Raw genomic sequence first — 26,394 nt, forward strand, 5'->3', positions numbered from 1 at the left:
TCGGGTTCCTCCTAGAGGGGCTACCACCGGCCCATCCGGCGATGACCTGAACGTTACGGAGAAGCCCCACGATCAACTGTGGAGGAATCCACACAGCCAAGGTGATCCACGCCACAGGCCCGGCGAGGGTCGTCATGACCTCTCTGTCGAACCCAGAACCTCCAGGTAGTGGGGGTTGTACATCAGGCCGAGGACGTTGCCCCAGGGGTCGATGACGGAGGCGGTGATGAAGCCGGTGCCCCGGTCGCGCGGCCGGTCGTGCTCCTTCGCCCCCATGGCCACCAGCCGTTCGAGCGTCGCGGGGACGTCGTCGACGTGCCAGTAGACCAGGGCGCCCGCGGGCCTTCCGATCGTGCCGGGGTCGGGCGTCATGGCCAGCTCGCTGCCCGCGTACGAGCTGTTGATGAAGCCGAACTCGTGCTGGTAGTCGCCGATGCGCCACTCCATGTACGCCGGGGTGTCCATGTACGGCGGGATCCCGAGCAGCTCGGTGTACCAGCGCTTGGTGGCCTCGAAGTCGGGGGAGTAGAAGGCGACGGTGGTGAGTCCGCGCAGCATGTCCTGTTCCTTTCGTCGGTCAGGACACCATCCTCGCAGCCAAAGTGCTCATCAATTGAGCACTTTGACGGCGGTCCGTCGACCGGTTCTCAGGAGGTCGCCGCGAGGTCCTTGTGGTAGACGAGGAAGTCGCACGGAGTGGCCAGCAGCGGCGCCAAGCCGGGGTAGGACTGCTCTCTGCGCAAAGCGGGCACAACGGGCAAGTGTAGAGAAAGGATCAGCCCCTGAGCCGCGGCACCGCCGCCAGCAGCGCGCGCGTGTAGTCGTGTGCGGGCTCCTCCACGACCTGCTCGGCGGGCCCGTGCTCGACGATCCGGCCGTGGTGCATGACGGCGATCGTGTCGGCGACGTACCGGACGACGGCCAGGTTGTGCGAGATGAACAGCATCGACAGGCCCAGCTCGTCACGCAGCCCGCGGACCAGGTTGAGCACGGCCCCCTGGACCGACACGTCGAGCGAGCCGGTGATCTCGTCGGCGACCAGCAGCGCGGGGTCGCCGCCGAGGGCGCGGGCGATCGCCACCCGCTGCCGCTGGCCGCCCGACAGCTCGCGCGGGTAGCGGTCGGCCAGCTCGGCGGGCAGGTGGACGAGGCCGAGCAGCCGCGGCACCTCCGTGGCGCGGCGGCGCTTGACGATGCCCTCCCCGACCGTCTCGCCGATCGTCATGCGCGGGTCCAGCGACGCGTACGGGTCCTGGAAGACCATCTGGACCCGCTGCGCGCCGTCGATCCGGCCCGTGTAGGAGACGAGCCCGCTCACGGCCCTGGCCAGCGACGACTTGCCCGATCCGGACTCGCCGACGAGACCGACGACGTGCCCGTCGGGGATCTCCAGGGTGACGTCGTCGACCGCGGTGAAGCCGCCGTACCGCACGGTCAGCCCTTCGATCCTCACGAGGTGACCTCCCAGCAGGCGACCCGCTGCCGCGGGCCGTGGTCGACGAGTTCGGGGCGTTCGGTGTGGCACCGTTCGGTGGCGAGCGCGCACCGGCCGGCGAACGCGCAGCCCGCTCCGACCTGCGCCGGGGACGGCTGGGTACCGGGGATGCCGGCCAGCGGCCGGGCGCGGTCGGTGTCGAGGTCGGGCAGGGACGCGATGAGCGCCCTGGTGTAGGGGTGGGCGGCGCCGTCGGCGAGCCGGTCGGCGGGCAGTTCCTCGACCACGCGCCCGGCGTACATGACGACGACGCGATCGCAGAGCTCGCCGACGACGGCGATGTCGTGGGAGATGAACAGCAGCGCCGCGCCCGTCTCCGCGACGACCTCGCGCAGCAGCCGCAGGATCTGCCGCTGTACGGTCACGTCGAGGGCGGTCGTGGGCTCGTCGGCGATGATCAGGCGGGGCGTGCCCATGAGGCCCATCGCGATGACCGCGCGCTGGCGCATCCCGCCGGACAGCTCGTGCGGATGCTGGGCGGCGTGCTTGGCCGGGTCGGGCAGCCGGACGTGGCCGAGCCGGTCGACGGCGCGGCGGCGGGCGTCCGCGCGGCTCGCGCCCTGGTGGACGATCGCGACCTCGGCGAGCTGGCCGCCGACCTTCAGGGCGGGGTTGAGCGAGGCCATGGGGTCCTGGAACACCATGGCGAGCGCCGTGCCGAGCTCCTTGCCGGACATGGCGGCGACGTCGGCGCCGCCGAGACGCAACCGGCCGTACGTCACCGCGCCGGGATAGGGCACGAGGCCGCCGACTGCGGCGGCGGTCAGGCTCTTCCCGCTGCCGGACTCGCCCACCAGGCCCACGATCTCGCCCGGCGCGACGCTCAGGGACAGCTCACGTACGGGGGTCGAACCGCCCGGGAACGAGACGGTCAGGTCGCGGACCTCGAGGACGGCCTCCGGGTCCGGCTCCACGGCGGGCTCGGGCGGCGCGGGGCGGGCGGTGTCGCGCTGCCCGGCCGAGGAGCGGGCGGCGGCCCTGGCCAGGGTGTCGCCCAGCAGGTTGAAGCCGATGCCGGCCAGCGCGACGGCCGCCGCCGGACCGAGCACGACCTCGGGGGTGACGTAGATCCGCGTGAACCCGTCGAACAGCAGGCGTCCCCAGTCGAAGTCCGGCGGCTGCACACCGAGGCCCAGGAACGACATGCCGGCCAGGCCGAGCAGCGCGCCGCCGAGCGACTGGGCGAGGTTGAGGATGAGCGGTTCGGCGATGTTGGGCAGGATGTGCCGGGCGAGGACGCGGCGGCGGGGCACCCCGAGCATGCGGGCGGCAGCCACGTAGTCGGCCCCGGCGACGGAGGCGGCCAGGGTCTGGGTGAGCCGCGCGAAGCCGGGCGCGATGGCCACGCCGATGCCGAGCACCGCGCCGCGCGCGCCGAGCCCGGCCACCACCGCCGTGAACATGGCCAGCAGCAGGCCGGGAAAGGCCACCAGGGCGTTGACCGCGCCCGTGACCAGCCGGGCGGCCCGCCTGGGCAGCACGGACGGGAGCGCCCCGAGCAGGATGCCCCCGACGGCGCCGATGAGCGTGGCGGCCAGCGCCAGGGCCAGCGAGTATCGGCCCGCGACCAGGACCCGGGCCAGCAGGTCGCGGCCCAGGTTGTCGGTGCCGAGCGGATGCGCGGCGGAGGTGCCCTGGAGGATGGCGCCGGCGTCGATGCGCTCGGCGGCCTCCCCCCAGATGATCGGCCCGGCCACCGCCAGCACCGCCATGAGCAGCACCAGCACCCCGCCGATCAGCGCCGGGCCGCTGCGCCACACGCCGCTGCGGGGCCTGGATCCCTTCGTCACGCGGGCCCGCATCAGGCCGAGACCTCCTTGATCTCCGAGGTGGGGTCGAGCGCGCCGAGCACCAGGTCCACGATGAGGTTCACGGTCAGCACGATGGCGCCGTAGACGAGGATCACGGACTGGGCGACCGGGTAGTCCTTCTGCGTGATCGACTCGACGATCTTGAGGCCGAGTCCGGGCCAGGCGAAGACGTACTCGACCAGGACGCTGCCGGCGATCAGCGAGGTCAGCAGCAGGCCGCCCATGGTGAGGGTGGCGGTGAGCGTGTTGGGCAGCACGTGCCGCAGGTGGAGCCGGGCCGCGGGCAGCCGCTTGGCGCGGGCCAGGCGCACGTAGTCGGTGCCCAGCTCGCGCAGGGTCTCGACGCGCGTGATCCGGGCGATCATCGCGATCGGCCCGACCGACAGGGCCACGACGGGCAGCACGTACGTGAGCGGCCCGGCCTTGCCCGCCGGCGGGAACCAGCCGAGGCCCACGGCCAGCACGGCCACCAGCGCGATCGAGTACAGGAACTCGGGCACGGCCACGGCGGCGCCGGTCGCCGTGCCGAAGGTCAGCTCGGTGCCGCGGTTGCGGCCGTTCTCGGTGCGTACGGCGGCCCACATGCCGAGCGGCACCGCCACGACCAGCGCCACGGCGGTGGCGAGGAGGGCCAGGGTCAGGGTGTTCGGCAGGCGGGCCGCGATGACGTCGCCCACCGGCTCCCCCGTCAGGAAGGACGCGCCGAGGTCACCGGTCAGGATGTCGCCGACGTACGTGGTGAACTGCTCCGGCAGGGGCCGGTCGAGGCCGAGCGCGGCCGTGCGGGCCTCGACCAGCTCCATCGGGGCGGCCGGCCCGAGCGAGGCGCGGACCGGGTCGCCCGGGATGAGGTGGATCATCGCGAACGACGCCACCAGCAGCACCGCCAGCGACACGGCGAACCTGACGATCCGGCGCACGGCCGTGCGCAGCGTCCTGCGGGCGGCCGTCCTCCCGGGCGCGTTCGCCGCTCTGCCTGCGTGCGGCGGGCTCACTAGTCTCCCTGTGTGAGGCGGATCGAGGTGGGCACCAGGCTCCCGGCCGTGGTCAGGAAGGTGGCGCCCTTGCCGGCCAGCAGCGCCGTGTTGTCCACCACGGGCACCAGGTCGGCGCCTTCGAACAGGGCCGACTCCGACTCCAGCCACATCGGGCAGGCCTCGGCGGCGGGGAGCTTGCTCGCCTTCGCGACGAGTTCCTCGTACCGCTTGTTGGCCAGGTGGGCGAAGTTGGCGCCCTTGGGGGCGGACGGCCCCGACAGGAAGCCGACGAGCTGGCTGGGCAGGGTGACGCCGATCGGCAGCCACACGACGTCCCAGTCCTGGGTGGCGTTGAGCGACTCCGACAGCTTGGTGTCGATCACGCCGGTCAGCTTCACCTCGACGCCCAGCTTCTTCCACACCCCCGCCATGTACTCGGCGGCGGCCTGGAAGCCGGGGCCGCGCGTGGTCGCGTACATGTAGCGCAGGCTCAGCCGCTTGCCGTCCTTGGCCCTGAACCCGTCGGCGCCGAGCTTCCAGCCGGCCGCGTCGAGCGCCGCCGCGGCGGCCGCGGCGTCATAGGCGGGCACGTGGCCCGCGACGGAGTCGCCCTGGCAGGGCCGCGGCTCCATCACCAGGCCGGTGGCCGGTTTGCCGGTGCCGCCGGAGGCGATGCCGGCCAGCTCCTGGAGGTTGAGCGCCTGGGTGAGGGCCTTGCGGACCTCCGGGTCCCGGGCCGGCCGGTCGTCACCCTGGTGGTAGAAGAACTGACCGTTGCCGCCCGTGATCAACTGCTTGTTCACGCCGGGGGTGGCCTCGACGCGGGACCGGTCGGCGCCGAGGAAGACGCCGCCGTTGAGGGTGCCGGCGATGAGCAGGTTGGCGGAGGTCTGCTCGTTCGGCACGACCTTCATGATCACCGTCTCCGGCACGTCCTTGGTGGTGGCGCCGCCCGGACCCCAAGTGTAGTCGCGCCGGACCTTGAACGTGTAGTGGTCGCTGGGGACCGCCTCGGTGAGCTGGTACGGCCCGCTGCCGGAGGTGGCCCGCGCGATCGAGGCGCGGTCCTTGACCCCCTTGCCGCAGACGATGAACATCGTCCGCGTGCTCTCCAGGATGAAGCTGAACGGCTCCGGCATGGACAGCGTCACGGTGCCGGCGGCGTCGTCGGCCTCCGCCTTCATGCCCGCGGGGACCAGCACCCCGTAGATGGGCGACTTGGTGGCGGGGTCGGCGATGTGGTTGACGTTGTCGGCCACGTTCGAGGGGATCACCGGCGAGCCGTCCGAGCAGGTGGAGCCCTTGCGCAACGTGAAGGTGACCGAGTCGGGCTTGACGTCCCACTTCTCGGCCAGCCCGGGGACGATCTTCCCCGAGCCGTCGACGGCGACGAGGGTGTCGTAGGCGAGGGCGAGCACGTTGTTGGTGACCGTCAGCACGCCCATGGCGGGGTCGAGGACGCCGGGGTCGGCGGGGATGGCGAAGGTGAAGGTACCGCCCGTGGCAGGCTTGCCCTGCTGCTCGGGGCCGCTCGTCGTGCCACCGCACGCGGCCGTGAGCAGAGCCAGCCCGGCGAGGGCCGCGACTGCGGGTTTTGTCATGGGGACTCCAGACGAGCGGGGGGTTGGCCACCACCCTCCTGCCTGCGCAGATCCGGTTCTATGTCCCCAGACACGAAAAAAGCCGGGCGGCTCGTGCTAGCGACCGAAGATCCGCATCTGCAGCATCACGGTGAGCCGGGCGTCGGCGTCGGACAGGTCGAGGCCGCTGATCTCGACCAGGCGCTTGAGCCGGTAGCGGAAGGTGTTGGCGTGCACGTGGACGCGGGCGGCGGCGGCGTTGACGTCGCCGAACGCGTCGAGGTAGGCGCGCAGGGTGGCGGCCAGCTCGGTGCCGTGCTCGGCGTCGTGGTCGAGCAGCCGCTGGTAGGGGCCGGTAGGCGTCTGCTCCTCCGCCGCGGCCACGTCGGCGACCTGCAGCAGCAGCGACTCGAAGTGCACGGCCGGATAGTCGGCGGCCTGGCCGATCGTGTCGCGGGCGCGCAGCACGCGCAGCGCCCGGTCGGCGTCGGCGCGCGACCTGGCCACCTGGGAGAGGTTGGCGGCCAGTCGGCCCACGCCGATGTTGGCGGCGTGGCGGGGACCGACCCTGGCCAGGAAGCTCTCGGCCACGCGTACGGCCCGCGCCTCCTCGTCGCCCACCGAGTGCAGCGGCAGCACGGCGTAGGCGATGGAGCCGATGAGCGCGGCGGCGGCCTTGGGGTGGATGGCGGCGACGTGCAGCGCCAGCGCGTCGCAGAACCGCTGCCGGTCGCTCTCGCCGCGAGCGGGATCGGCGGCGAGGGCGGCGGTGCCGTCGGAGCCGAGCTGGGCGGCCAGCACGCAGAGCCGGGTGGTGGCGATGCCCAGCCGCCCGGCCGCCTCGGGCGCGTCGGCGCCCCCGGCCAGCACGGTGGACAGCAGGTCGGCGCGCAGGCGCCGCTGGGTGTCGGCCCCGGCCCGCTCCCGCAGGAGCTGCAGCGCGACGATCTTGGCGGCGTCGGCGAGCGCGCGCTGCCGCTGCTCGCTGAGCGGCTCGCGCACGGCCACCCAGATGGAGCCGAGGATCTCGTCGCCGCTGCGCACCGCCACGGCGACCCGGTTGATCACGCCTTCGTCCTCGAGCTTCATGTAGACGGGCTCGCGGCTCTGGTAGAGCTGCTTGAAGAAGCCGCGCTCGTCGAGCATCCGCAGGTAGCGCTCGGGCACCTGGCGGCCGAGCACCGTCTCCACCCGGCCAGGGTCGGCCTCGTCCTGCCGACCGGAGAAGGCCAGCACCCGCGACGACCTGTCCTCGATGGTGACGGGCGCGTCGAGCAGCGCGCAGACGGCGTTGGCCAGCGAGAACAGGTCTCCCTGGGGCTCCTGGCCGGGCTCGGCCAGGTCGGCTTCGGCCAGCAGTGAGCGCAGCAGCGCGGCGACCTGCGCCCAGGAGGCGGCCCTGGTGAGGCCGAGCACGGCCACGCCGGACTCCAGCACGGTGGCGCGGACCCGCTCGTCGACGTCGACCGGCAGCTTCACGACGACGCCCGCGGCGGAGGGCGCGTGTTCGATGAGGTGACAGATCTCCGCGGCGCCGCGCACGCCGACCGCGAGCACGATGCCGCCCTGCGGAACGATCAGCTCGTCGAGCGGGTCGAAGATGTGCACCCCGGTGACCTCGGTGTCGAGATCGCCGGGCGAGGCCGCCACGTCGAGCACCGTGGTGCCGAGGTCTTGCAGGATCCGGCCCAGGCTGGCTCGGGGACGGTTCCTCACGCGCTCACGATAGTCCACCACGTCCGATGTCAACGCAGCAGGTCGACGGCCATCCGGGCGGCCCGGCCGATGACGGCGTCCGCGGCGGGCAGGCGGGAGCGGATGACGTCGCTGCGGACGAACACGGCCACGGCGTACCGCTTGCCGTCGGGGTACTCGACGACGCCCGACTCGTTCCTGATGCCCCACAGGGTGCCCGTCTTGCCCGACACTCGTACCTCGTCGGGGAAGCCGGTGGCCAGCCGGTGCGGCCAGATCTGCTCGCCCATGACCTTCCGCACCTCCGCGCACGCCTCGGGTGGGCCGGCCTCGTCGCGCCAGATGAGGCTCAGCAGCGTGGTGATCTCGCGCGGGGTGCCGGCGGTGGTGCGGGCCGGGTCGCGGACGGCCATGGCCCGCAGTTCGTCCTGGCCGGCGGCGTCCCAGTCGTCGCCGATGTCGTCGGTGACCTGCTGGAACAGCTCGGCGCACCCGCCGATGAGCCGGGTGCGGCGCAGCCCCAGCTCGGCGAGGGTGCCGTTGACCCGGTCGAGGCCGACGCGGCGCAGCAGCACGTCGGTCGCGGCGTTGTCGGACATCGTGATCATGAAGTGGGACAGGTCGCGCAGGGTGAGCGACACGTCGTCGAGGCAGCCGGAGGTGCCGATGCCGCCGTCCTTGTCGGCGGCGGTGACGGTGAGCCGCTCGGTGCGGGCGATCTCGCCGGCGGCGGCCTGCCGGGCGTACTCCAGGGCGATCGGGATCTTGAAGACCGAGGCGAGCACGACAGGCTCGTCCGGGTCGAGCCCGATCTCGGCGGCGCCGTCCACCTCGCGGGCGTGCAGGAAGCCCCGCACGCCCGCCTCGGCGAACACCTCCCGCAGGTCAGGCACGGGCCACCGCGCGGCCGTTGTGCAGGTAGGCGGCCCTTCCGTCACGCATGACGAACGTGACCACGTCGTGCCGGCCGCCCTCGGGCTCGACCGCGATGAACGACTCGCCGTCGAGGTGCACGTACCGGCTGGTCGAGCGGGTGGCGCCCATGCTCTCCATGAGAGGGCCGGGGATGAGCGTGACCTCCAGGGCGTCCGCGGCCGCGGCGACCTCGTAGCCGAGCTGCGGGCCCGTGTAGCGGCCCGCGTACGGGGTGCCGTCCACAGGCTCCGGCGCCGGCGGCGGCGAGGGGTGCGCGGGCACGGCCAGCCCGGTCGCCTCCTCGATGACCGGCCGCGCGACGTCGGCCACCAGCCCGAAGAACGAGCCGCCGTTTCCGCTCATCGCGATGACGAAGTCCGCCTCGGGCACGACGCGCCAGTACGTGCTCTGCCCGGGCGTGCCACCGTCATGGCCGAACGCGCCCCAGCCGAACAGCTCCACGCCCAGCCCCCACCGGTCGGCACGCGCGCCACCGACCCCCGGCACGTGGACCTGCGGGGTGAGCATCGCGGCCACCGACTCCTCCGACAGCAGCCGGGTGCCGTCCGGCGCCGGACCGCCGGCCGCCAGCGCCCGGCCGAACGCGACCAGCTCCCGGGGCGCCAGGCACAGGGTGGAGCCGGCCGGGGCGTTGGAGCGGGGCATCTGCCAGGCGGGATAGACGGCGGCGTCCGGCCCGACGTGACCCGCCGACGCGCGGAAGAGCACGGCCTCCTCGCCGAACAGCGCCGCGTGCGTGGCCCCCAGGGGGCCGAGCAGGCGTTCCCGCATCACCTGCTCCCAGGTGCCGCCGCGCAGCCGGGACACCAGCGCGCCGAGCACGCAGTAGCCGGCGTTGCAGTAGGAGAACAGCTCGCCCGGCTCGTGCACGTGCCCGGCGGTGCGCAGGTGGTCGAGGAACAGCTCCAGGCAGTCGTCACCGCGCCCGGTGTCCTCGAACACGTCGCCGTCGAAGCCGGCCGTGTGCGCGAGCAACTGCCGGATGGTGACGCCGCCGAACGCGAAGCCCGGCAGGTGCTCCCCCACCGGCCCGTCCAGCTCGACCAGGCCGTCCTCCACGAGCTGCATGACCAGCGCCGCCGTCCACACCTTCGTGGTGGAGCCGACCTGGAACACGCTGTCCGGCGTGGTCTCCACACCGGTGGCCGTGTTCACCACGCCGGTGGCGGCCTCGTGCAGCTCGCCGTCACGCCACACCGCGACGGCCGCTCCGGGCACGCCGTGCTCGCGCGCCGCCTCGGCGAGGCGATCCCGCAGATCCATGTCGGTTCTCCTCAGCTGACCTTGGGGGTGGCGCGGGCGCCCAGGTGAACGTACCGGGTGCCGTCGGCGAGCTCGAAGAACACCGCCGCCAGCCAGTCGCGGGTGACCGGCGCCTGGAACACGAACAGATTCTCCTCGACCGGCACGAAGTCGGACTCCTCGGGCTCCTGGAGGGCCGCCAGCTCACCGGTGGCCTCCAGGCGCAGGCGGGCCGTGCCGTCGTCGAGCACGCTCAGCGTCATCCGGGAGCCGACCCGCTCGTACACGCCCGCGTACGGCGTGACGTCCACGTCGACCGGCGTCTGCGGCGGGGACAGCTCGGCCGGCACGGTCAGGCCGTCGAGCTCGGCGAACAGCTCGGTGGCCACCGCCCGGGTGAACGCGCCGCTCTGGCCGCCGTTGGCGGTCACGCAGACGACGGTCCCGGTCTCGGGCACGGCCCACAGCATGGCGTGCTGGCCGATGGTGTTGCCGCCGTGGGAGATGACCCGCCGGCCGCTCCACTCGTCGAGGATCCAGCCGAGACCCCACTGCTTGCCCAGCGTGTACGGGTTCGGGATGTCGACCTGCGGCTCCCACATGGCACTCGCGTTCTCCAGCAGACCGCCCTCCAGGTGGGCGCGGCCGAAGGCGACCACGTCGGCCGGACGGGCGCAGATGAGCCCCGCCGGGCCCATCGACCGCATGAGACCCCACATCGGGACGGTCGCGCCGGCCTCGTGGCCCATGGCGGCGCGGAACCGGAGCACGTCCTCGGGCAGCGTCCAGGTGTGCGTGAGGCCGAGCGGCTCGCAGATGCCCTCGCGCAGCACGTCGTCCCAGCGCTTGCCGGTCAGCCGCTCCAGCACCAGGCCCGCGATGACGAACCCGGAGTTGCAGTAGGACTGGGTGACGCCGAGCGGATGGTTCTGCGCCAGGGTCGCGCAGGCGGCCACGTACTTCTCCACGCAGTCGTCGCCGCGGCCCGTGTCGATGAACTGGTCGCCGTCGATGCCGCTGGTGTGGGAGAGCAGGTGCCTGATCGTCACGTTCTTGGTGACCTCGGGGTCGGCCACCTTGAACTCGGGCAGCACCTCGACGACGGGCGTGTCCAGCGTCAGCCGGCCCTGCTCGATCTGCTGCATGATCAGGGTCGCGGTCCACACCTTGGTGACCGAGCCGATCTGGTAGAGCGCGTCGGTGGTCGCCTCGACGCCGGTGTCGACGTTCAGCATGCCGGCGGCGAACTCGTGCAGCTCGCCTTCGTGCCAGTACGCCAGCGCCGAACCGGGAACCTCGTACTCCGCGATCAGCTCGGCGAGCCGGTGACCCATTGCTCCAGCCACGCGATGATCCTTTCGTTGTAGTCGTACCTGTGCGAGGGACGCCCGCTCAGGATGAACAGATGACTCGCGCCGGGGTAGCGCACCAGCTCGACCGGGACCCGGCGCTCGCGCAGGGCGGTGAACCACTGCTCGGCCTGGCCGACGGGGCAGCGGTCGTCGTCCTGGCCGTGCAGGATGAGCGTCGGGGTGGTGACGTTCGCGACGTGGGTGATGGGCGACTGGGCGGTCAGGTCGCCGGCGTACTCGTGGTCCTTCATCAGCAGGCCCAGGTCGGACGTGCCGCTCAGGCTGGTCAGGTCGCTGACGCAGCCGCCCGGGACGGCCGCTCTGAACCTGCCGGTCGTGGCCGAGAGCCAGCAGCTCATGTAGCCGCCGTAGCTGTAGCCGGTCACGGCCAGGCGGTCGGGGTCGGCGACGTTCTCGGCGATCAGGGCGTCGACGGGGGCCAGGAGGTCCTGGGCGTCGGCCAGGCCCCAGGCGCCGATCGAGGCGGTGAAGAAGTCCTCGCCGTAGCCGTCGCTGGCTCGCGGGTTGACGGTGAGGACGGTCCAGCCCTGGGCGGCCAGGAGCTGGTGGTAGAGGTGGACGCCGTCGAAGACGGGGGACCAGGCGTTGTGCGGGCCGCCGTGGATGTCCAGCAGCAGGGGGCCGGGGGTCTGCCGGGTGTCGTCGCGCAGGACGAAGCCTTCGATCCGGGTGCCGTCCGGGGCGGTGAAGGTGCGGCGGTGGGCGGTGAACAGCTCAACCTCGTTGAGGTCGTAGGTGGTCAGTCGGGATATATCCGGCGCTGGCGCACCAGATATATCCGACATTTCGCCTGACGCTACCTTTGTCGGGCGCAGCGTCGCCAGGTAGACGTCCCCCGCGCTGTACGGCGTCGCCGCCACGTACGCGACCACCCCCGCCGCCGCGCTGATCCCCGAGATGTTGACCTCCCCGGGCACCAGCCGCTCCCCGGGCTCGCCCTCGGCGAGGCGGTAGAGATGCGTCGAGCCACCGTCCCGCGCGCAGAACAGCAGCTCATCGCCGGCCTGCGCCGGAGTGCCGCCCGGGTAGCCGGGGGCGCCGGTCATGACGTTCCGGTCGAGCTCCGTCTCCACCTCGGCCCACCCGCCGGAGCCGAGGTCGAACAGCCGCGTATGCCCGACCACGCCCCCCTTCAGCCCCGCGGCGACCAGCCGCTCGCCGAGCCACCACACCCCGACGCAGATGAGGTCGGGATCCGTCAACCGCTCGGGCACCGCCTCCTTGACCGCGTCGACCGCGTACGCCGCCCCACCCGGCACCAGGTCGCGATCGTCGTCCATGGCGGCGGCGAACGCCAGGCGCGTGCCGTCCGGCGACCACGACGGCTCGCCCACCTGGAAGTCGCCCTCGGTGACCTGCGCCGTCTCGCCGCTCGTCACGTCCAGGACGAACAGGTGCCTGGTCAGCCCGCGCAGCAGCCCCGCCCCGTCGGCCTTGTGGTCGAGCCGCCGGGCCACGACGGGCGCGTCCGGGCCGGCCATCGCGCCGCCCTCCCCCGTCCCCACCAGCGCGGCGAACGCGACGCGGGAGCCGTCCGGAGACCAGACGGGCGCGCCGGCCCCGAGCTTCGCCGACGTCACCGCGACCGGCTCGCCACCGTCCATGGGCAGCAGATGGATCTGCGACCTGCCGTCCACCGGCCGCAGCAGCGCCAGCGTCCGCCCGTCCGGGGCCCACCGCGCGGCACTGCCCGCGGCCAGCCGCCGCGGCTCGGCGCCGGGCGCGGCCAGCCAGATCTCGGTCCGGTTCTCGTCGGAGTCCCGCACGGCGGTCGTCAACGTGTACGCCACCGCTCCCCCGTCGGGACGCACCTGGGGATCGGAGGGGACGGCGAGGCGGTAGAGGTCGTCGAGCACGAGATGCGACATGAACGAACCGTAGGCCGCCACCGTCCGGGCATCTTCGGTGCTTCCGACGAAGGACTCCGCCCGACTTGTGCGGAAACCCAACGCCGTCGCCCGCGTACCACCCTCGCGCAGCGGCCCTCCAGCCGCCGCCACCTGGGATGAAGCCGAGATGACGGACCCGGCCGCCATCCTCCGCCCGCCGGATCAGCCCAGGTGGTGAACGAGGGCGGGACGGAGGGACCCCCTCGGCCGAGAGGTGCGTGTCGCGCGGGAGGTCACCGGCGACGGCGTACTTCCCAGACGCCCGTCATCACTCCGGCGATCAGCCCGAGGAGCACGACCACGACGAGTTCGACGTCGCCCAGGCCACCGATCGCGGCCGTGATGGTGCCCACCAGGACGATGGTCAGAATGGCGGCCGCGGCGCCCACGACAACAGGCATGTGTCCTCCTCCGCCGGCATCGGGCGGTCTTCCCGGCCTCAGCTTACGGTCGTCGCCGCCCGTGTTCGGAGGTGACCACGCCTGGTCATCCCCAGTCGCAGGAGTAGCCGTAGTGGCCGAAGCCGACCGGGTGGCCCACGGGCAGCGGCTCGCCGGTCAGCGGCGGGATCTCGACGGCGTCCCAGTCGAGCGTGCCGTCGGCGGTGAAACGCTCACCGAGATCGACGATGCCGTCGCACCGCCCGCCGGCGTAGGTGAAGAGGTGGAGGTCGACCCCGTAGGGAGGCTCTCCCACTTCCGCCACCATCGGAGCCACGAGCCAGGAGCAGGCCCAGCGCACCTCGTCGGGGTCGGTGGCGACCACCCGCTCGGAGTGGACGTACGAACCCGACCCGGCCGTCATGTCGAGCTCGTAGTACGAGAAGGACGGTTCCTTCGCCGGCGCGCCGTCGTCGTCGGCCCACGCGTTCAGCGCGGCGACCCCGGCGCGGGCGACGGAATGGCCGGGCTCGGCCTCCAGCACTCGCGCGTAGAGGGCCTGTGCCTCGTCCCGCCTGCGAGCGAGGGTGCGGTCGTCCTCGCCGTGCTCCGCCGCGTGGTCGTCGTCGATCCGCCAGAAGGCGATCTGCTGGACGAGCCGCCCGGCCAGGAGGACCGCGGCGAGCCGGTCGTCGGGACGGGCGCGCAGGGCGGCGCGCAGCCACGGCTCCTCCGGCCAGGTCGCGAGGAAGTCGCCGTCACCGGCCACCTCCAGCGAGTCGGTTCGGAGCAGGCACAGCAGGCGGCCCAGCTCGCGAGCGGCGTCCGGGTCTCCGCCGGTGGCCGCGGCCCGCAACCTCGTGATCGTCTCCTCGGTGATCGCCATGGCACGCCATGCTAACTCGATCGGCGCGGACGCCGATGTCCTCGACGCCAGACAGGCCGCCGTCCGTATCATCGCGGCATGAACCTGGAGCGACGGCTCAGTCGGCGGGCGATGCTCCTGGCCGCCGGCGGGCTGCTCGCCGGCTGCTCCCGGCAGCCTGAGGCCGACGAGGTCCACCTGCGGCTGGCCACCGGGCCGGCGGGGGCGGTGTACCGGCGCATCGGCGGTTCGCTGGCCGAGCACATCACCGAGCAGGTGCCGGGCGCCACGGTGAGCACCGTGCCGAGCGGGGCGTCCACCGACAACATCCGGATGCTGCGGGCCGGTGTGGCACACCTCGGGCTGAGCAGCCTGGACGCGCTGATCACGACCGACGGCAGCGCGCCCGAGGGGCTCTCGGCGATCTGCCGGCTGTACGACAGTCACCTGCATCTCGTGGTCATGGCCGGTTCGGCGATCGAGGAGTTCCGGGATCTCAAGGGCAGGCGCATATCCCTCGGCGCCCGCGACTCGGGCACCGAGTTCACCTCGCTGCGGGTTCTGGAGCTCGGGTTGGTGGACGCCGACGGCCGCTACCTCAGCCAGGCCGAATCGGCGGCGGCGCTGCGTGACGGCGAGATCGACGCGATGTTCTCCCTGACCGGGGTCCCGACGCCCGCGATCACGGAGCTGACGCAGCGGCACCCGATCCGGCTGATCCCGCTGGACGCGCAGGCGGACGCGCTCTTCACGGCGTTCCCCGGTCCCTACACCCCGGCCATGATCCCCGCGACCGCCTACGCGGGGGTCCCGGCCATCCGGACCATCGCCGTGCCGAACGTGCTGCTCGTCCGCAACGACCTGCCCAGCGACCTGGTCCGCGCCATCACCGACACGATCTTCACGCACACCGGCACGATCACCTCCGCCGGCCGCGGCGGCGCCGAAGCCGTTCCCGAGGCGTGGCAGATCAACGTACGCACGGGGATCTCCACCGCGTCGATCCCGCTCCATCCCGGCGCCGCCGCCTGGTTCCGCGACCGCAAACGCTGACCCCGGACGCCGACAACCAGGCGGGCTCTGTCAGGCGGGCTCTGTCAGGCGGGCTCTGGAGCATCGGACGACGGTGCCACCGGCAACGCGACCACCGCGGCGAACCCGTACCCTGACCCGTCCGGACGCGACAGCCCCTCCTCCAGCCGCAGCTCGCCCCCGGCCGCCCCCACCAGGTCGGCACAGATCGCCAGCCCCAGGCCGGTCCCGGACACGTTCTGGTGCCGCGGCGACCGCCAGAACCGCCGCAACGCCTGGGCCCGCTCGGACGCGTCGATCCCCTGGCCGTCGTCCCGGACGGCGATCGTGACCACCCCTCCGTCCGCGGCCCCGTCACCGCGCCCGTCACCGCGCCCGCCACCGCGCCCGCCACCGTTTCCGTCACCGTTTCCGTCACCGTCCCCGCCGCCGGGAACGACCCGGACGCTCACCTCCACCATCCGCGCGTCCGACAGCCGCAACGCGTTGCTGATCAGCTCGTCCAGGATGCTCCCCAGCCCACCCGTCGGCTCCAGCACCCGCAGCCCCGGCGGCACGTCCACCGCCAGGCTCTGCCCCGCCGTCGCGGTCAACGCCCGCCACCGATCCACCCGCGTCGCCAGGACCGCGTCGAGATCCACCGGCGACGCCGTCCGTATGCTCTCCATCCGCGCACTGGCCTGCAACGAGTTCAGCATCCGCTGCATCGCCTTCACCTCGTCGACGGCCACGTCGTACACCTGCCGCCCACCCCCGGCCGCGTCCAGATGCGGCTCCAGGCTCTCCACCGCGAGCCGGAGGCTGGTCAGCGGGTTGCGCAACTGATGCGACGCGTCCGACACGAACGCCCGCTGCCGCTGCACGGCGTTCTCGACCGCGTCCATCATGGTGTTGAACGACTCCGCCAGCCGCCGCAGCTCGACCGGCCCGGCCTCGGCGTCCGCGCGGATGGTGAGGTCGCCCTGCGAGATCCGTGAGCTCGCCGCGTCCAGCTCCCGCACCGGCCGCAGCACCCATGCCGACACCGGCCAGGCGACGGCCACCAGCGCGATCAGGGGCAGCAGCCCGAGCCCGGCGAGCTGGGCCCAGCGTACGAGGATGCGGTATCGGGTCTTCGACAGGTCGGAGATGGTCACGACGGCGCCGACGACCTCGCTGTCCCGGCCGACCGGCTCCGCGACCACGAGCGCGGAGTCGTCCCACGGCGCCCAATCGCCGGACGGTTCCGGCCTCGCCCCGGCCAGCGCCGCGGTGACGATCCGGGACAGCGCCGGCTCGGCCCGCGCCGCCTCCTCGTAGGCCCCCGTCGGCCCGAGCAGCACCGTGCCCGACGTGTCGATCACCGCGACCGAGACGGCGTACAGCTCGTGGTAGCGCGCCAACTCCTGCTGGAGCGCCTCGGTCCGCCCGGTCGACAGCGCGGTCTCCGCCAGCGAGGCGAACCTGCCGACGTCGTTGAGCCGGTCGACGTACGTCTCCTGCATCTCCCGCTCGGCCACGGAGACGCTGAGAGGCACCCCGAGCGCCGCGACGAGCAGCACCGCGAGCGGCACCAGGACGACGAGCAGGCGGCGGTGCACGGCGCGTCAGCCGATCAGCTCCGGCCGGTCGGCCAGGAGCCGATAGCCGACCCCGTGGATCGTGCGGATGACCACGGCCGGCCCGAGTTTGTGCCGTAACGCGGCGATGTGGGTGTCGAGGGTGCGGCTTGAGGACTCCCAGGTCGCGCCCCAGATCTGGTCGAGGATGACGTCGCGGCTGACCACGTTCGGGGCGCGCCGGGCCAGCAGCAGGAGCAGCTCGAACTCCTTGCGGGTCAGCGTCACGGGCGTGTCGTCGACGGTGACCTCGCGGGTGCCGACACCGATCCGCATCGGGCCGAGGACAAGCGGCTCATCCGGGTGGCTCAGGGCACGGGCCACCCGCGTACGCCGCAGGACGGCGTCGATCCGGGCCAGCAACTCCGGGATGCCGAACGGCTTGACGATGTAGTCGTCGGCGCCGGCGCGTAGGCCGCGTACCCGCTCGTGCTCCTCCGAGCGTGCGGTCACGGCGATGACGGCGGTCTCCGGGCGGTCGCGCAGCTTGCGGATCACGTCGAGGCCGTCGCCGTCGGGCAGGCCCAGGTCGACGAGGACCACATCGGACGGGGCGGCACGCACGGCCTCGGCGGCGGTGGCGATGCGGTGGACCTCGAAGCCCGCCTGGGCCAGGACGGTCACCAGACCCCGCGCCACGCGGTCGTCATCTTCGATGATGGTGATCCGCATACCGGATTGTACGGCCGGGGTCCACGCGGGCGTTAGCCCCGCAGCTCTTGGGATTTCTCTGACATTCGGCGCATTCCTTGGGATTTCTCTGACACCATCCGCGTCCCCGCCCGCCCAGACTGAGGCGGCGCACTCACCGATGTACGCGAATGCGCTGACGAGGAGGCCGCGATATGAGAACGACCAGCAGGCACCGGGCCGCCGCGCGGATGATCACCGCGATCGGCGTCTTTTCGCTCGTCGCCGCCTGCTCCGGCGGCGGAGGCGCCCCCGCCACGGGCGGCGCCACCGGCGGCGGTTACCCGGAGCAGAACATCACGATCGTCGTCCCGTTCAGCGCGGGCGGCCCGACGGACACCGTCACCCGCATGATCGCCGAACCGATGGCCGCCAAGCTCGGCACCAAGATCGTCGTACAGAACGTCGAGGGCGCGGGCGGCACGGTCGGCGCCGGCGAGGTCGCGCGGGCCGAGCCGGACGGCTACACCGTCCTCATGCACCACATCGGCATGTCCACGGCGCCCGCCCTGTACCAGAACCTGGGCTACAAGCCGCTGGAGAGCTTCGAGATGATCGGGCTCGTCACCGAGGTGCCGATGACGATCGTCGCCCGCAAGGACTTCGAGCCCAAGACGCTCCAGGAACTCGTGACCTACGTGAAGGCGAACGCCGCCAAGGTCACCCTGGCCAACGCCGGCATCGGCGCCGCGTCCCACCTGTGCGGCCTGCTGTTCCAGACCGCCGCCGGGGTCAAGCTCCAGGAGGTCCCGTACGAGGGCACCGGCCCCGCCCTGACCGACCTCGTCGGCGGCCAGGTCGACTTCATGTGCGACCAGTCGACCAACACCAGCGGCCAGATCTCCGCGGGCGAGGTCAAGGCGTACGCGGTCACCACGCCGGAACGGATCAAGAGCCTGCCCGACCTGCCCACCACCACCGAGGCCGGGCTGCCCAAACTCCAGGTCAGCGTGTGGCACGGCCTCTACGTCCCGAAGGGCACGCCGCAGGACGTCGTCCAGAAGCTGTCCGAGTCGCTGAAGACGGCGCTGGCCGACCAGAAGGTCATCGACCAGATGGCCAAGCTCGGCACCGCGCCGGTACCGGCCGAGGACGCCACCCCGCAGGCGCACCGGACCAAGCTGGAAGAGCAGCTCGGCACCTGGGCCAAGGTCATCGCCGACGCCGGCGTCAAGGCCTCCTGAGGTGGAGCGCCGCCGGTCCTTCCCGGACGTCCTCGCCGGGGCCATCTTCATCCTGATCGGTGGCGCGTTCGTGGTGGGGTCGCTCGGCTACGAGCTGGGCACCCCGCTGCGGATGGGCCCCGGCGCCTTCCCGCTGCTGGTCGGCGCGATCGTGGCGGTCCTGGGCCTGGGGATCGTCGTCAAGGGGCTCGTCGCCGGCGAGGTGATCGCGTTCGGGCCGATCCCCTGGCGGGCGATCGTGGTCATCGTGCTCGCGGTCCTGTTCTTCGGTTTCACCGTACGGGGGCTCGGATTCGTCCCGACCTCGGCGGTGACCGCCCTGCTCACCACGCTGGCCAGCACGCGCGTACGACCTCTCATGGCCGTCGCCGTCGCGGCCGGACTGACCCTGGCCAGCACGCTCATCTTCGTCGTCGGACTTCAGCTTCGGATCCCGCTCTGGGGCCCATGGCTGGGATTCTGACGCGGCATCCGGATTGAGGCATGGAACTTCTCAACAACCTCGCCCTGGGCTTCTCCACCGCCTTCCTCATCCAGAACGTCCTCTACTGCTTCGTCGGAGTGCTGCTCGGGACGATGGTGGGCGTACTACCCGGCATCGGACCGACGGCGACGGTGGCGATGCTGCTGCCGATCACCTTCAGCTTCGAGCCGGTGACGGCACTGATCATGCTGGCCGGCATCTACTACGGCGCACAGTACGGCGGCTCGACCACCGCCATCCTCATCAACCTGCCCGGCGAGTCGTCGGCGGCCGTCACGGCGCTCGACGGACACGAGATGGCCCGCCAGGGCCGAGCCGGCGCCGCCCTGGCCGCCGCCGCCATCGGCTCCTTCATCGCCGGTACGATCGCCACCGTCGCCCTGGCCGTCGCCGCCCCGCCGCTGGCCCGCGTCGCGCTGCGGTTCGGCCCGGCCGAATACTTCTCCCTGGTCCTGCTCGGCCTCATCGTCTCGATCGCGCTGGCCCGCGGCACGGCGCTCAAGGCACTGGCGATGATCGCCCTCGGCGTCCTGCTCGGCACCGTCGGCCAGGACATCTACACCGGCACCCCCCGCTTCGTGTTCGAGCAGCGGGAACTGTACGGCGGCATCGACTTCGTCTCGGTCGCCGTCGGCATGTTCGGGGTGGCCGAGATCCTGCGCAACCTGGAGAACGAGCAGACCCGCATAGCGGTCGTCGGCAGGGTCAGGAACCTCTGGCCGACCCGCGAGGACTGGCGCCGCATCGTCGGCCCGATCCTGCGCGGCACCGGCCTCGGCGCCGCCCTCGGCGTCCTGCCCGGCGGCGGCCACGTACTGGCCTCGTTCACCTCCTACGCCGTTGAGAAGCGCATCTCGAAGCGGCGGCAGGAGTTCGGCCACGGCGCGATCGAGGGCGTCGCCGGCCCCGAGTCCGCGAACAACGCCGCCGCCCAGACGTCCTTCATCCCCCTGCTCACCCTGGGCCTGCCCGCCCACCCGGTCATGGCCCTGATGGTCGGCGCCTTCATCGTCCACGGCATCACCCCCGGCCCGAACGTCCTCACCGACGAACCGGCGCTGTTCTGGGGCCTGATCGCGTCGATGTGGATCGGCAACGTGCTGCTCGTACTGCTGAACCTGCCGCTGATCGGGCTGTGGGTGCGCATGCTGCGCATCCCGTACCAGGTGCTGTTCCCGATGATCATCCTGTTCGCCTCGATCGGCACGTACTCACTGGGGTTCAACGCGTACGACGTCTACGCGATCGTCTTCTTCGGGATCCTGGGCTACATCCTGATCAAGTGCGGCTGTGAACCGGCACCCCTGCTGCTCGGCTTCGTCCTCGGCCCGTTGCTCGAGGAGAACCTGCGACGGGCGCTCATCATCTCCCGCGGCGACGCCTCGGTCTTCCTCACCCGGCCGATCTCGGCAGTGCTGCTGGCTCTCGCCGCGGCGGCACTTGTCGTCGCCATCCTCCCGACGATCCGCAAGCGCCGCGAGGTCGTGTTCGCGGAGGAGGAGTAGGCCGGTGACCTGATTTCCCTCAGTGGATGCGGGACTTCATGGTGCCCAGCAGACAATCCCATTCTTCGAAGGAGAACTCCAGGACCGGGCCGTGCGGATCCTTCGAGTCACGCACTCCCACGGTGCCGTTGGCCAGCGTCGCGACTTCCGCTCGCGAGACCTTAAGGCGGCACGAAGAAGAGACAGGACGATTCAAAGTATTCCTGTTTCAGGCGGCGATGCGCCCCCACATGGTGGGCTGCATCACAGACGGTCACTGATCCGCATCCCTCCGTTTCTCTTCCCTGAATGTGCGGCCCGCAATCCTCGCTGAGACGCTCGACTTAACTTCCCTCGAACAGTCCCCATGTACTTCCATCGGAAGTTGCATCGAGCTTCTCTGCGAGGCACTCTCAGAGTATCTCGCGTGGCAGCCGGCCGAAGGAAGAGAAGCCAAGATCCGGCAGCGGCTGGCGAGAAGCACGCGCCCATCAGTCGTACGGACAGGATCTGCTGATGACCGAGCCCGGCAAACGTCTCCTCCCGCGACTCATCGCCTGTCTGGACCGGAGGATCTGGGCGGCTCACGACGCCTCCGCGCGTGCGGCAGGGCTGACGGTTCGAAAGGTCGGCTGGCGAAGGCGGGTCTACCGTGACCCTCGCTTCGACCGGCTGCGGGACGTACGCGCCGGCGCAGCCCGCGAGGCCGCCGAGTCCCCCTTTCGTCCCGGGTAGAGGTGGACACCCGCGAAACCATCGGGTCGTCCCGCCCGCCGAGGGAGCGCTGGCGCGGCTCGGAAGGGCTTGGCGCTGGCGGACGGAGCTCGTGGCCGCGATGGCCGGCGCCACCGCCATCGTCGCGCTGGTGGAACAGGCGGGCGTCGGAGCGGTCCTGTCGGTGATGACGGGAGCAGTCGCACTGGGCGTCCTGATGCGGCGACGGATAGGGGGCTGGGTGTGGTCGCGCTTGGTGCGGCACCGCTTCCAGGGGTTGTGCGTGCGCACCTCCCTCCGGACCGCCGACGGCAGACTCCCGCTGGTCGTGCACACCCGCTGGGACGGTCATGATGTGGTCCTGCTCGTGTGGTGTCGCTCAGGGATGAGCCTCCCGCTCTTCGAGAGCTACCGCGAGGAGATCAAGGCCGCCTGTTTCGCCCGGACGGTGCAGATCGGCGCGCACCATCGATGGGGCCACCTGCTGGTGATCGAGATCGCCTTCTGACGACCCGCGGCAGGGTGAGCCCTGCCAGGACGATGTCTTTCTGGACTCCCGCTGACCGCGGTCCACGTAAGAGCTTCCCGCCAGCGGGAGTCCCGTCGAACGCGATCCTAGTTCGATCCCTTCGTGACGCCGGTTTTGATCGAAGTCAGCAACTGAGCCCATTCGTCGAAGGAGAACTCCAGGACCGGGCTCTGCGGATCCTTTGAGTCGCGCACCCCAACAGTGCCGCTCGCGAGGCTTGCGACCTCCACGCAGTTCCCGTTCGTATTGCTATACGTACTTTTGAACCAACGCGGCTGGTGATGAGTGGTCATACCGGGACTCCCTTCCTGTGGTGAACTACTACGCCAGCCGGCCAACAGCTCTGCGCATCAACTGGATTGATTCATCAGGTTTCAATGCCGCCTGCATGATGCGATCGACCATTCGTCCATACTGGTGCGTCTCCCTCTCATCAAAGGAGATCTCTCCTCCCGTGGCCGTCTCCATGTAGGTGATGTCCGAGTGCCGGAAGCCAACGGGATGCGCTGTTGGTTCGAACTGGAGCTGCGACAGGCTGCTCGTCAGGAGCGGGTACGGGCGCGCAAGCTCGACAATCCGGATGGTTACGTTGGGCAATTGGGCGACCTTGATGAGGTGCTCCAACTGAGCCCGCATGATTTCTTTGTCGCCGATGAGACGGTAGACGACCGCCTCGTCGACTATCGCTCTCAGCTGCAGCGGCTGAGCGGCGGTCAGGAGTTCCTGCCGCTTGAGACGGGCCTGAAGGCGACTACGCAGAAGGGACGGGGACATGTCAAAATAGTCTTGGTTCAGGCGGATGAACGCCTCTATGTAATCGGCCGTCTGCAGCAGGCCGGGAATGATGCCCGGTTCCCAATTTATGATGACGCTCGCCTCGTGTTCGAACGCGATGTAGTCGACATAAGAAGAGGGAAGGTCCTTGGCGTACGAGTCCCACCAGCCGGGCTGCGCCGCCTGGCGGGCGAGCTCGAGGAATCCTTCGCGCCGGCCCTCCGGGACCTCGTAGCGAGCGAGGAGCGCTGCCACATCCTCAGTGGACGGTCGCGTGATGCCTGATTCGAGACGCGAGAACTTGGCGGGCGACCAGCCGAGCTCCTTGGCGATCGCCGGGCCGTTGAGTCTGGCTTCCGCTCGCAGGCGACGGAGCTCTGCGGCCAACAGGCTGCGTCGCAGTCCGCCGCTGATCCGACTCACTCCGCTGCCCCTCCCCTTTGAGCGGCCTCGCAATCCTCACCGCAGGAACTCTCGGCTCTTCGGCCACCGGACAAACCGCGTGTACTTCTCTGTGGAAGTTGCACGGATCCTTGCAAAGAGTATCTCAGGCAGGCGGACGCGAGGAGGAGGCGCGGCCGATTTCTGAGATCAATCTGCCTCCCTCGGTCAGGTCGATCATCGCCACACTAGTGGCCCGGCGGTGGCTGATCACACCCCGGGGAGAGACACGCCAGGCGCTGGAGGAAAGAAGGCACCCCCGGTCAGAGGCGTTGACTGCCGTCGAGGCCGGCTGTCTGTCAATGTGCTCAGCGGTGGAACCTCGAGCCCCTCCAGCGGCTCTTCTCCTCAGCTTCGCGAAGGCGGGAATGCGTGGACACAGAGGCTCTGATCCTCGACCTGATGACGCGGATCCAAGCGCTCAAGGCGAGCGTGCGTACCGGTGACGGCGCCGATGCGCACGCGATCGGCGTGGCCGAGGTGCTGGCGGAGCTCGCCGGTATCCGGGCCGAGGTGAGGCAGGATCTGGCCGCTCTCCACGACGAACTGGACGGCCTGCGACGGGACCTGGACGAGCGCTTCGCCACCGTCGTCACCGTGGCTCCGCACAGGCCGTTGGTCCGGCGAGGCAGGCTGGTGGCCTCGCCACCGAAACCGCCGTGCTCATAACGCTTCCTCGGTTGCCGACCAAGAGGGGATGTAATCGACGAAGGGAGCATGGCCGGTGCGTCGCAGACAGGCGGACATCGCTACAGATCCGGACGCTTTCGAAGCCTTCTACCGGCGCCACGTCGACGCGATCACGTCGTTCCTCGCCCGCCGGGTCGCTGATCCGAACACGGTCGCCGACCTGGTCGCGGAGGTCTTCGTGGCGGTGCTCGACTCCGACGACGTCGCCCGGCTCGAAGAGCGGATCGACGCGGAGGGCCTGGCCAGGCGGGCCTTCCAGGCCATGGCCGGATTACCGGACGGTGATCGCGCGATGCTCGAACTGGTCGTCATCGACCAGCTCACCATCACCGAGGCGGCCACCGCTCTGGGCATCCGGCAGGGGGCCGCCAGGGCCAGGCTGCATCGTGCCCGCCTGCTCGTCAGGCGGCGGCTGGCCACCGGGGCGGTGGTCGCCGGGATCGCGGCGGCGGCGGCCGTGGCGGCGCCGTTCCTGAACGGATCGGAGACCCCGGCGTACGCGGTCACCAAGAACACCGACGGCACGATCACCCTGAAGATCAACGAGTTCAGGGACCCCGCCCGGGTGGAGAAGGACCTGGCGGCGGTCGGCCTGACCGCGGACGTCTCGTACGTCAAGCCCGGCACCCGGTGCGCCCCCGGCCGCGGGACCACCGATGGTCCCTCCTTCTCCAAGGAGGAGCTCAAGAGCAAGGATCCCGAGGTACGGAAGAGGATCAGGGAGGCGATCGAGAACTCGCCGAACGGCAGGGCGTTCAAGCTGGGCGGCGGCGAGGTACGGATCGACCCGCGGCACATCAGGCCGGACCAGACGGCCGTCATGGAGTTCACCGAGAACGAGGACCAGACCTCGGGGCCGGAGAAGCCGAGGGCCCTGTGGGAGTTCGGGGGTTACCTCGTCACCGGTCCGGTCAAGCCCTGCAAGGTCGTCGACGACCCGTCCTGGGACGAGATGCCCGATCCGAAGACGAACCCCGAGGCGTACCCGCCCCCCGGAACCTGAGCCTCACCGGCCCGTTCAGGAGGTCCCGGTCGGCCGGGACCTCCGGGACGGCACCGGCCGGCGCCTCCGCCCGCTCAGCCGCGCGTGATGGACAGGCGCATGTCGGTGTAGTCGAAGGTGATGGCGAAGGGCTTGAAGAACTCGTGGGTGAAGTTGGCGATCAGGTCGAAGCCGAACATCGCGGACTGGCCCGGGCCCGGGTAGCCGGGATGGAGCGTATCGACCGCGTGGCCGGGCACGTCGCGGCCGACGGCCCTGCCCAGGCTGATCCGCTCGGCGGTGAGCCGGTAGATCTTGTGTCCGGCCTGTTCGATCGGGTGGTCGTAGTCCACGGTGATGCCGCCCGCCCGTTCGGCGATCTCCACCGTCGTGTCGATACCGCTGGCGATGCCGCCGGTGTCGACGGTGACCATGCGGGGTCCGTAGTCGCCGAGGCTGCCCAGGGTGCAGGGGTAGTGGTCGCCGGCCAGCCACAGCGGCAGCCGGTCGACGACCGGCGTCCGGGGCGCCGGCCTGGTCTTGCGACGCAGGAGCAGGGCCCGGCCGGCGTAGTTCATCGTGGTCAGGAAGTGGTAGAAGATCGTCGTTCCGAACGCGCCGGCCGCCGCCGTGCCGTCCGGCAGCGACGGCCGTTTCGCGTCGCTCCATTGCACCGGCAGGTTGCGGATCTCGATGTTGCCGATCTTGAACGAGTCGAGCACGCCCAGCCAGAGCGTGATCGGCTGGTTGTTGGCGACGCCTCCCGAGTGGCTGGCCACCGCACGCAGACCCGCCGCCTCCGCCACCTCCAGGGACAGGTCGAGCGTCGCGTACGTGTCCAGCCAGAATGTCCCGGCCGGCCCGCCGTTCAGGCTGGCTTCGACGGCGGGTACGGGGTCCAGAGTGACGAAGGGCACCTGCGTGCTCTGGGCCCCGTGGATCTGCCACGGCGTGCCGCTGATGTGGGCGCACAGCTCGGCGAGGGCCTGGTCGCGGGGGCGATCGATGCCCCGGAGCAGCGGGGCGGCGCGGGCGAACTGGTCCTGCCGGACGAAGCACTCGGCCAGCCGCTGCGTCGAGGCGACGTCGCCGGGATGCAGGGCGACGGCCTTGGACAGGTGCTTCTCCGCGTCGCCGAAGCGGTTGGACAGCAGGGCGAGGTAGCCGAGCCGGCCCAGGACGTGCGCGTCGCGCGGATCTCGGCGGAGCAGGCTTAGATAGCCGCGTTCGGCGGCGGCCAGCCTGCCCTCCTTGAAGAGCTGGTCGGGGGTGGCGGAGGCGGCGGCCACGCCGGGGGCGGCGGCCAGCAGGGGCAGGGCCGCGCCCGCGGCCAGGGTCAGGCCCGTACGCCGCAGGAACGCGCGACGGCCCGGGAGGTCGAGGTCGTCGGTTCGAGGGGTCATGCCGGGGCTCCTAACGTCGCGGTGGCGACACCTCGGGGCTCGCGACAACGTCTGATTCCCTATAGGAGTTGCGATGTCAAGACCGTCGCAGGAGAGGCTGTGTTGCTCGTGCCGGCCTCGGCGACGGTCTTGGCATCACGGGCTAT

The 26,394-nt window shown here is 71.2% G+C and carries 25 protein-coding genes; 7 read left to right on the plus strand and 18 right to left on the minus strand.

Going from position 1 to position 26,394, the window contains the following annotated elements; all coding sequences use genetic code 11:
* Positions 1 to 132: 132 nt before the first annotated feature.
* The 12 genes from AB0I15_RS64185 to AB0I15_RS64240 all read right to left on the minus strand — a co-directional run bounded on the left by AB0I15_RS64185 (position 133) and on the right by AB0I15_RS64240 (position 14,264).
* A complete protein-coding gene (locus tag AB0I15_RS64185) occupies positions 133 to 558 on the minus strand; it encodes a VOC family protein (RefSeq protein ID WP_358119852.1) in 426 nt (141 codons plus the stop codon).
* A 217-nt stretch (positions 559 to 775) separates the two neighbouring features.
* Positions 776 to 1,453, minus strand: a complete 678-nt coding sequence (locus AB0I15_RS64190; protein ID WP_358119855.1) for an ATP-binding cassette domain-containing protein — start codon at positions 1,451 to 1,453, stop codon at positions 776 to 778.
* The gene (locus tag AB0I15_RS64195; RefSeq protein ID WP_358119859.1) at positions 1,450 to 3,297 is read right to left on the minus strand and encodes a dipeptide/oligopeptide/nickel ABC transporter permease/ATP-binding protein; all 1,848 of its coding nucleotides are present in this window, start codon (positions 3,295 to 3,297) and stop codon (positions 1,450 to 1,452) included. Before AB0I15_RS64195 ends, AB0I15_RS64190 begins: the two co-directional genes overlap by 4 nt.
* On the minus strand, positions 3,297 to 4,301 hold the full coding sequence (locus tag AB0I15_RS64200) for an ABC transporter permease (protein WP_358119862.1): 1,005 nt from the start codon (positions 4,299 to 4,301) through the stop codon (positions 3,297 to 3,299). Before AB0I15_RS64200 ends, AB0I15_RS64195 begins: the two co-directional genes overlap by 1 nt.
* On the minus strand, positions 4,301 to 5,884 hold the full coding sequence (locus AB0I15_RS64205; protein ID WP_358119865.1) for an ABC transporter substrate-binding protein: 1,584 nt from the start codon (positions 5,882 to 5,884) through the stop codon (positions 4,301 to 4,303). The genes AB0I15_RS64200 and AB0I15_RS64205 overlap by 1 nt, the downstream gene beginning before the upstream one ends.
* Before the next feature lie 96 nt (positions 5,885 to 5,980).
* A complete protein-coding gene (locus AB0I15_RS64210; RefSeq protein ID WP_358119868.1) occupies positions 5,981 to 7,579 on the minus strand; it encodes a helix-turn-helix domain-containing protein in 1,599 nt (532 codons plus the stop codon).
* Between the two features lie 29 nt (positions 7,580 to 7,608).
* Positions 7,609 to 8,451, minus strand: a complete 843-nt coding sequence (locus AB0I15_RS64215; RefSeq protein ID WP_358119871.1) for a serine hydrolase — start codon at positions 8,449 to 8,451, stop codon at positions 7,609 to 7,611.
* On the minus strand, positions 8,444 to 9,757 hold the full coding sequence (locus AB0I15_RS64220; RefSeq protein ID WP_358119873.1) for a serine hydrolase domain-containing protein: 1,314 nt from the start codon (positions 9,755 to 9,757) through the stop codon (positions 8,444 to 8,446). Before AB0I15_RS64220 ends, AB0I15_RS64215 begins: the two co-directional genes overlap by 8 nt.
* Before the next feature lie 11 nt (positions 9,758 to 9,768).
* Positions 9,769 to 11,082: a serine hydrolase domain-containing protein gene (locus AB0I15_RS64225; RefSeq protein WP_358119876.1), complete on the minus strand. Its 1,314-nt coding sequence runs from the start codon at positions 11,080 to 11,082 to the stop codon at positions 9,769 to 9,771.
* The gene (locus tag AB0I15_RS64230; RefSeq protein ID WP_358119879.1) at positions 11,046 to 12,977 is read right to left on the minus strand and encodes a S9 family peptidase; all 1,932 of its coding nucleotides are present in this window, start codon (positions 12,975 to 12,977) and stop codon (positions 11,046 to 11,048) included. Before AB0I15_RS64230 ends, AB0I15_RS64225 begins: the two co-directional genes overlap by 37 nt.
* A 254-nt stretch (positions 12,978 to 13,231) precedes the next feature.
* Positions 13,232 to 13,399, minus strand: a complete 168-nt coding sequence (locus AB0I15_RS64235; protein WP_358119882.1) for a hypothetical protein — start codon at positions 13,397 to 13,399, stop codon at positions 13,232 to 13,234.
* A gap of 85 nt (positions 13,400 to 13,484) precedes the next feature.
* Complete coding sequence (locus AB0I15_RS64240) at positions 13,485 to 14,264, minus strand: hypothetical protein (RefSeq protein WP_358119885.1); 780 nt, start codon at positions 14,262 to 14,264, stop codon at positions 13,485 to 13,487.
* 78 nt (positions 14,265 to 14,342) lie between these two features.
* Here AB0I15_RS64240 and AB0I15_RS64245 point away from each other — a divergent pair, with 78 nt between their 5' ends.
* Positions 14,343 to 15,296: a TAXI family TRAP transporter solute-binding subunit gene (locus AB0I15_RS64245; RefSeq protein WP_358119888.1), complete on the plus strand. Its 954-nt coding sequence runs from the start codon at positions 14,343 to 14,345 to the stop codon at positions 15,294 to 15,296.
* 44 nt (positions 15,297 to 15,340) lie between these two features.
* On the opposite strand, the gene AB0I15_RS64250 is transcribed toward AB0I15_RS64245, so the two are convergent.
* Both AB0I15_RS64250 and AB0I15_RS64255 read right to left on the minus strand, forming a co-directional pair.
* Entirely contained in the window at positions 15,341 to 16,855 is a 1,515-nt protein-coding gene (locus AB0I15_RS64250) for a HAMP domain-containing sensor histidine kinase (RefSeq protein WP_358119891.1), read from the minus strand.
* A 6-nt stretch (positions 16,856 to 16,861) separates the two neighbouring features.
* Positions 16,862 to 17,545 (minus strand): response regulator transcription factor, encoded by a 684-nt coding sequence (locus AB0I15_RS64255; RefSeq protein WP_195894626.1) that lies wholly within the window; start codon positions 17,543 to 17,545, stop codon positions 16,862 to 16,864.
* A gap of 173 nt (positions 17,546 to 17,718) precedes the next feature.
* Here AB0I15_RS64255 and AB0I15_RS64260 point away from each other — a divergent pair, with 173 nt between their 5' ends.
* The 3 genes from AB0I15_RS64260 to AB0I15_RS64270 are packed head-to-tail and all read left to right on the plus strand — an operon-like array spanning position 17,719 to position 20,736.
* Complete coding sequence (locus AB0I15_RS64260) at positions 17,719 to 18,747, plus strand: tripartite tricarboxylate transporter substrate binding protein BugD (RefSeq protein WP_358119894.1); 1,029 nt, start codon at positions 17,719 to 17,721, stop codon at positions 18,745 to 18,747.
* Between the two features lies 1 nt (position 18,748).
* Positions 18,749 to 19,210, plus strand: coding sequence for a tripartite tricarboxylate transporter TctB family protein (locus AB0I15_RS64265; protein WP_358119897.1), 462 nt, complete (start codon positions 18,749 to 18,751; stop codon positions 19,208 to 19,210).
* A 20-nt stretch (positions 19,211 to 19,230) separates the two neighbouring features.
* Positions 19,231 to 20,736, plus strand: a complete 1,506-nt coding sequence (locus tag AB0I15_RS64270; RefSeq protein WP_358119900.1) for a tripartite tricarboxylate transporter permease — start codon at positions 19,231 to 19,233, stop codon at positions 20,734 to 20,736.
* A 19-nt stretch (positions 20,737 to 20,755) separates the two neighbouring features.
* Here AB0I15_RS64270 and AB0I15_RS64275 read toward each other — a convergent pair whose 3' ends face one another.
* The gene (locus AB0I15_RS64275; protein ID WP_358119903.1) at positions 20,756 to 20,932 is read right to left on the minus strand and encodes a DUF397 domain-containing protein; all 177 of its coding nucleotides are present in this window, start codon (positions 20,930 to 20,932) and stop codon (positions 20,756 to 20,758) included.
* Between the two features lie 609 nt (positions 20,933 to 21,541).
* Here AB0I15_RS64275 and AB0I15_RS64280 point away from each other — a divergent pair.
* Complete coding sequence (locus AB0I15_RS64280; RefSeq protein ID WP_358119906.1) at positions 21,542 to 21,937, plus strand: hypothetical protein; 396 nt, start codon at positions 21,542 to 21,544, stop codon at positions 21,935 to 21,937.
* 107 nt (positions 21,938 to 22,044) lie between these two features.
* Here AB0I15_RS64280 and AB0I15_RS64285 read toward each other — a convergent pair whose 3' ends face one another.
* Positions 22,045 to 22,251 (minus strand): DUF397 domain-containing protein, encoded by a 207-nt coding sequence (locus tag AB0I15_RS64285; protein ID WP_358119909.1) that lies wholly within the window; start codon positions 22,249 to 22,251, stop codon positions 22,045 to 22,047.
* 28 nt (positions 22,252 to 22,279) lie between these two features.
* The gene (locus AB0I15_RS64290; protein ID WP_358119912.1) at positions 22,280 to 23,155 is read right to left on the minus strand and encodes a helix-turn-helix transcriptional regulator; all 876 of its coding nucleotides are present in this window, start codon (positions 23,153 to 23,155) and stop codon (positions 22,280 to 22,282) included.
* A gap of 390 nt (positions 23,156 to 23,545) precedes the next feature.
* Between AB0I15_RS64290 and AB0I15_RS64295 the strand changes: the two genes are divergently transcribed.
* Entirely contained in the window at positions 23,546 to 23,842 is a 297-nt protein-coding gene (locus AB0I15_RS64295) for a hypothetical protein (protein WP_358119915.1), read from the plus strand.
* 55 nt (positions 23,843 to 23,897) lie between these two features.
* A complete protein-coding gene (locus tag AB0I15_RS64300; protein WP_358119918.1) occupies positions 23,898 to 24,866 on the plus strand; it encodes a sigma factor-like helix-turn-helix DNA-binding protein in 969 nt (322 codons plus the stop codon).
* Between the two features lie 74 nt (positions 24,867 to 24,940).
* Here the strand turns inward: AB0I15_RS64300 and AB0I15_RS64305 are convergent, their stop codons facing one another.
* Positions 24,941 to 26,248 (minus strand): tetratricopeptide repeat protein, encoded by a 1,308-nt coding sequence (locus AB0I15_RS64305; protein WP_358119921.1) that lies wholly within the window; start codon positions 26,246 to 26,248, stop codon positions 24,941 to 24,943.
* Positions 26,249 to 26,394: the final 146 nt, after the last annotated feature.

The organism is Nonomuraea sp. NPDC050643 (genome assembly GCF_040654715.1).
Lineage (GTDB): Bacteria > Actinomycetota > Actinomycetes > Streptosporangiales > Streptosporangiaceae > Nonomuraea.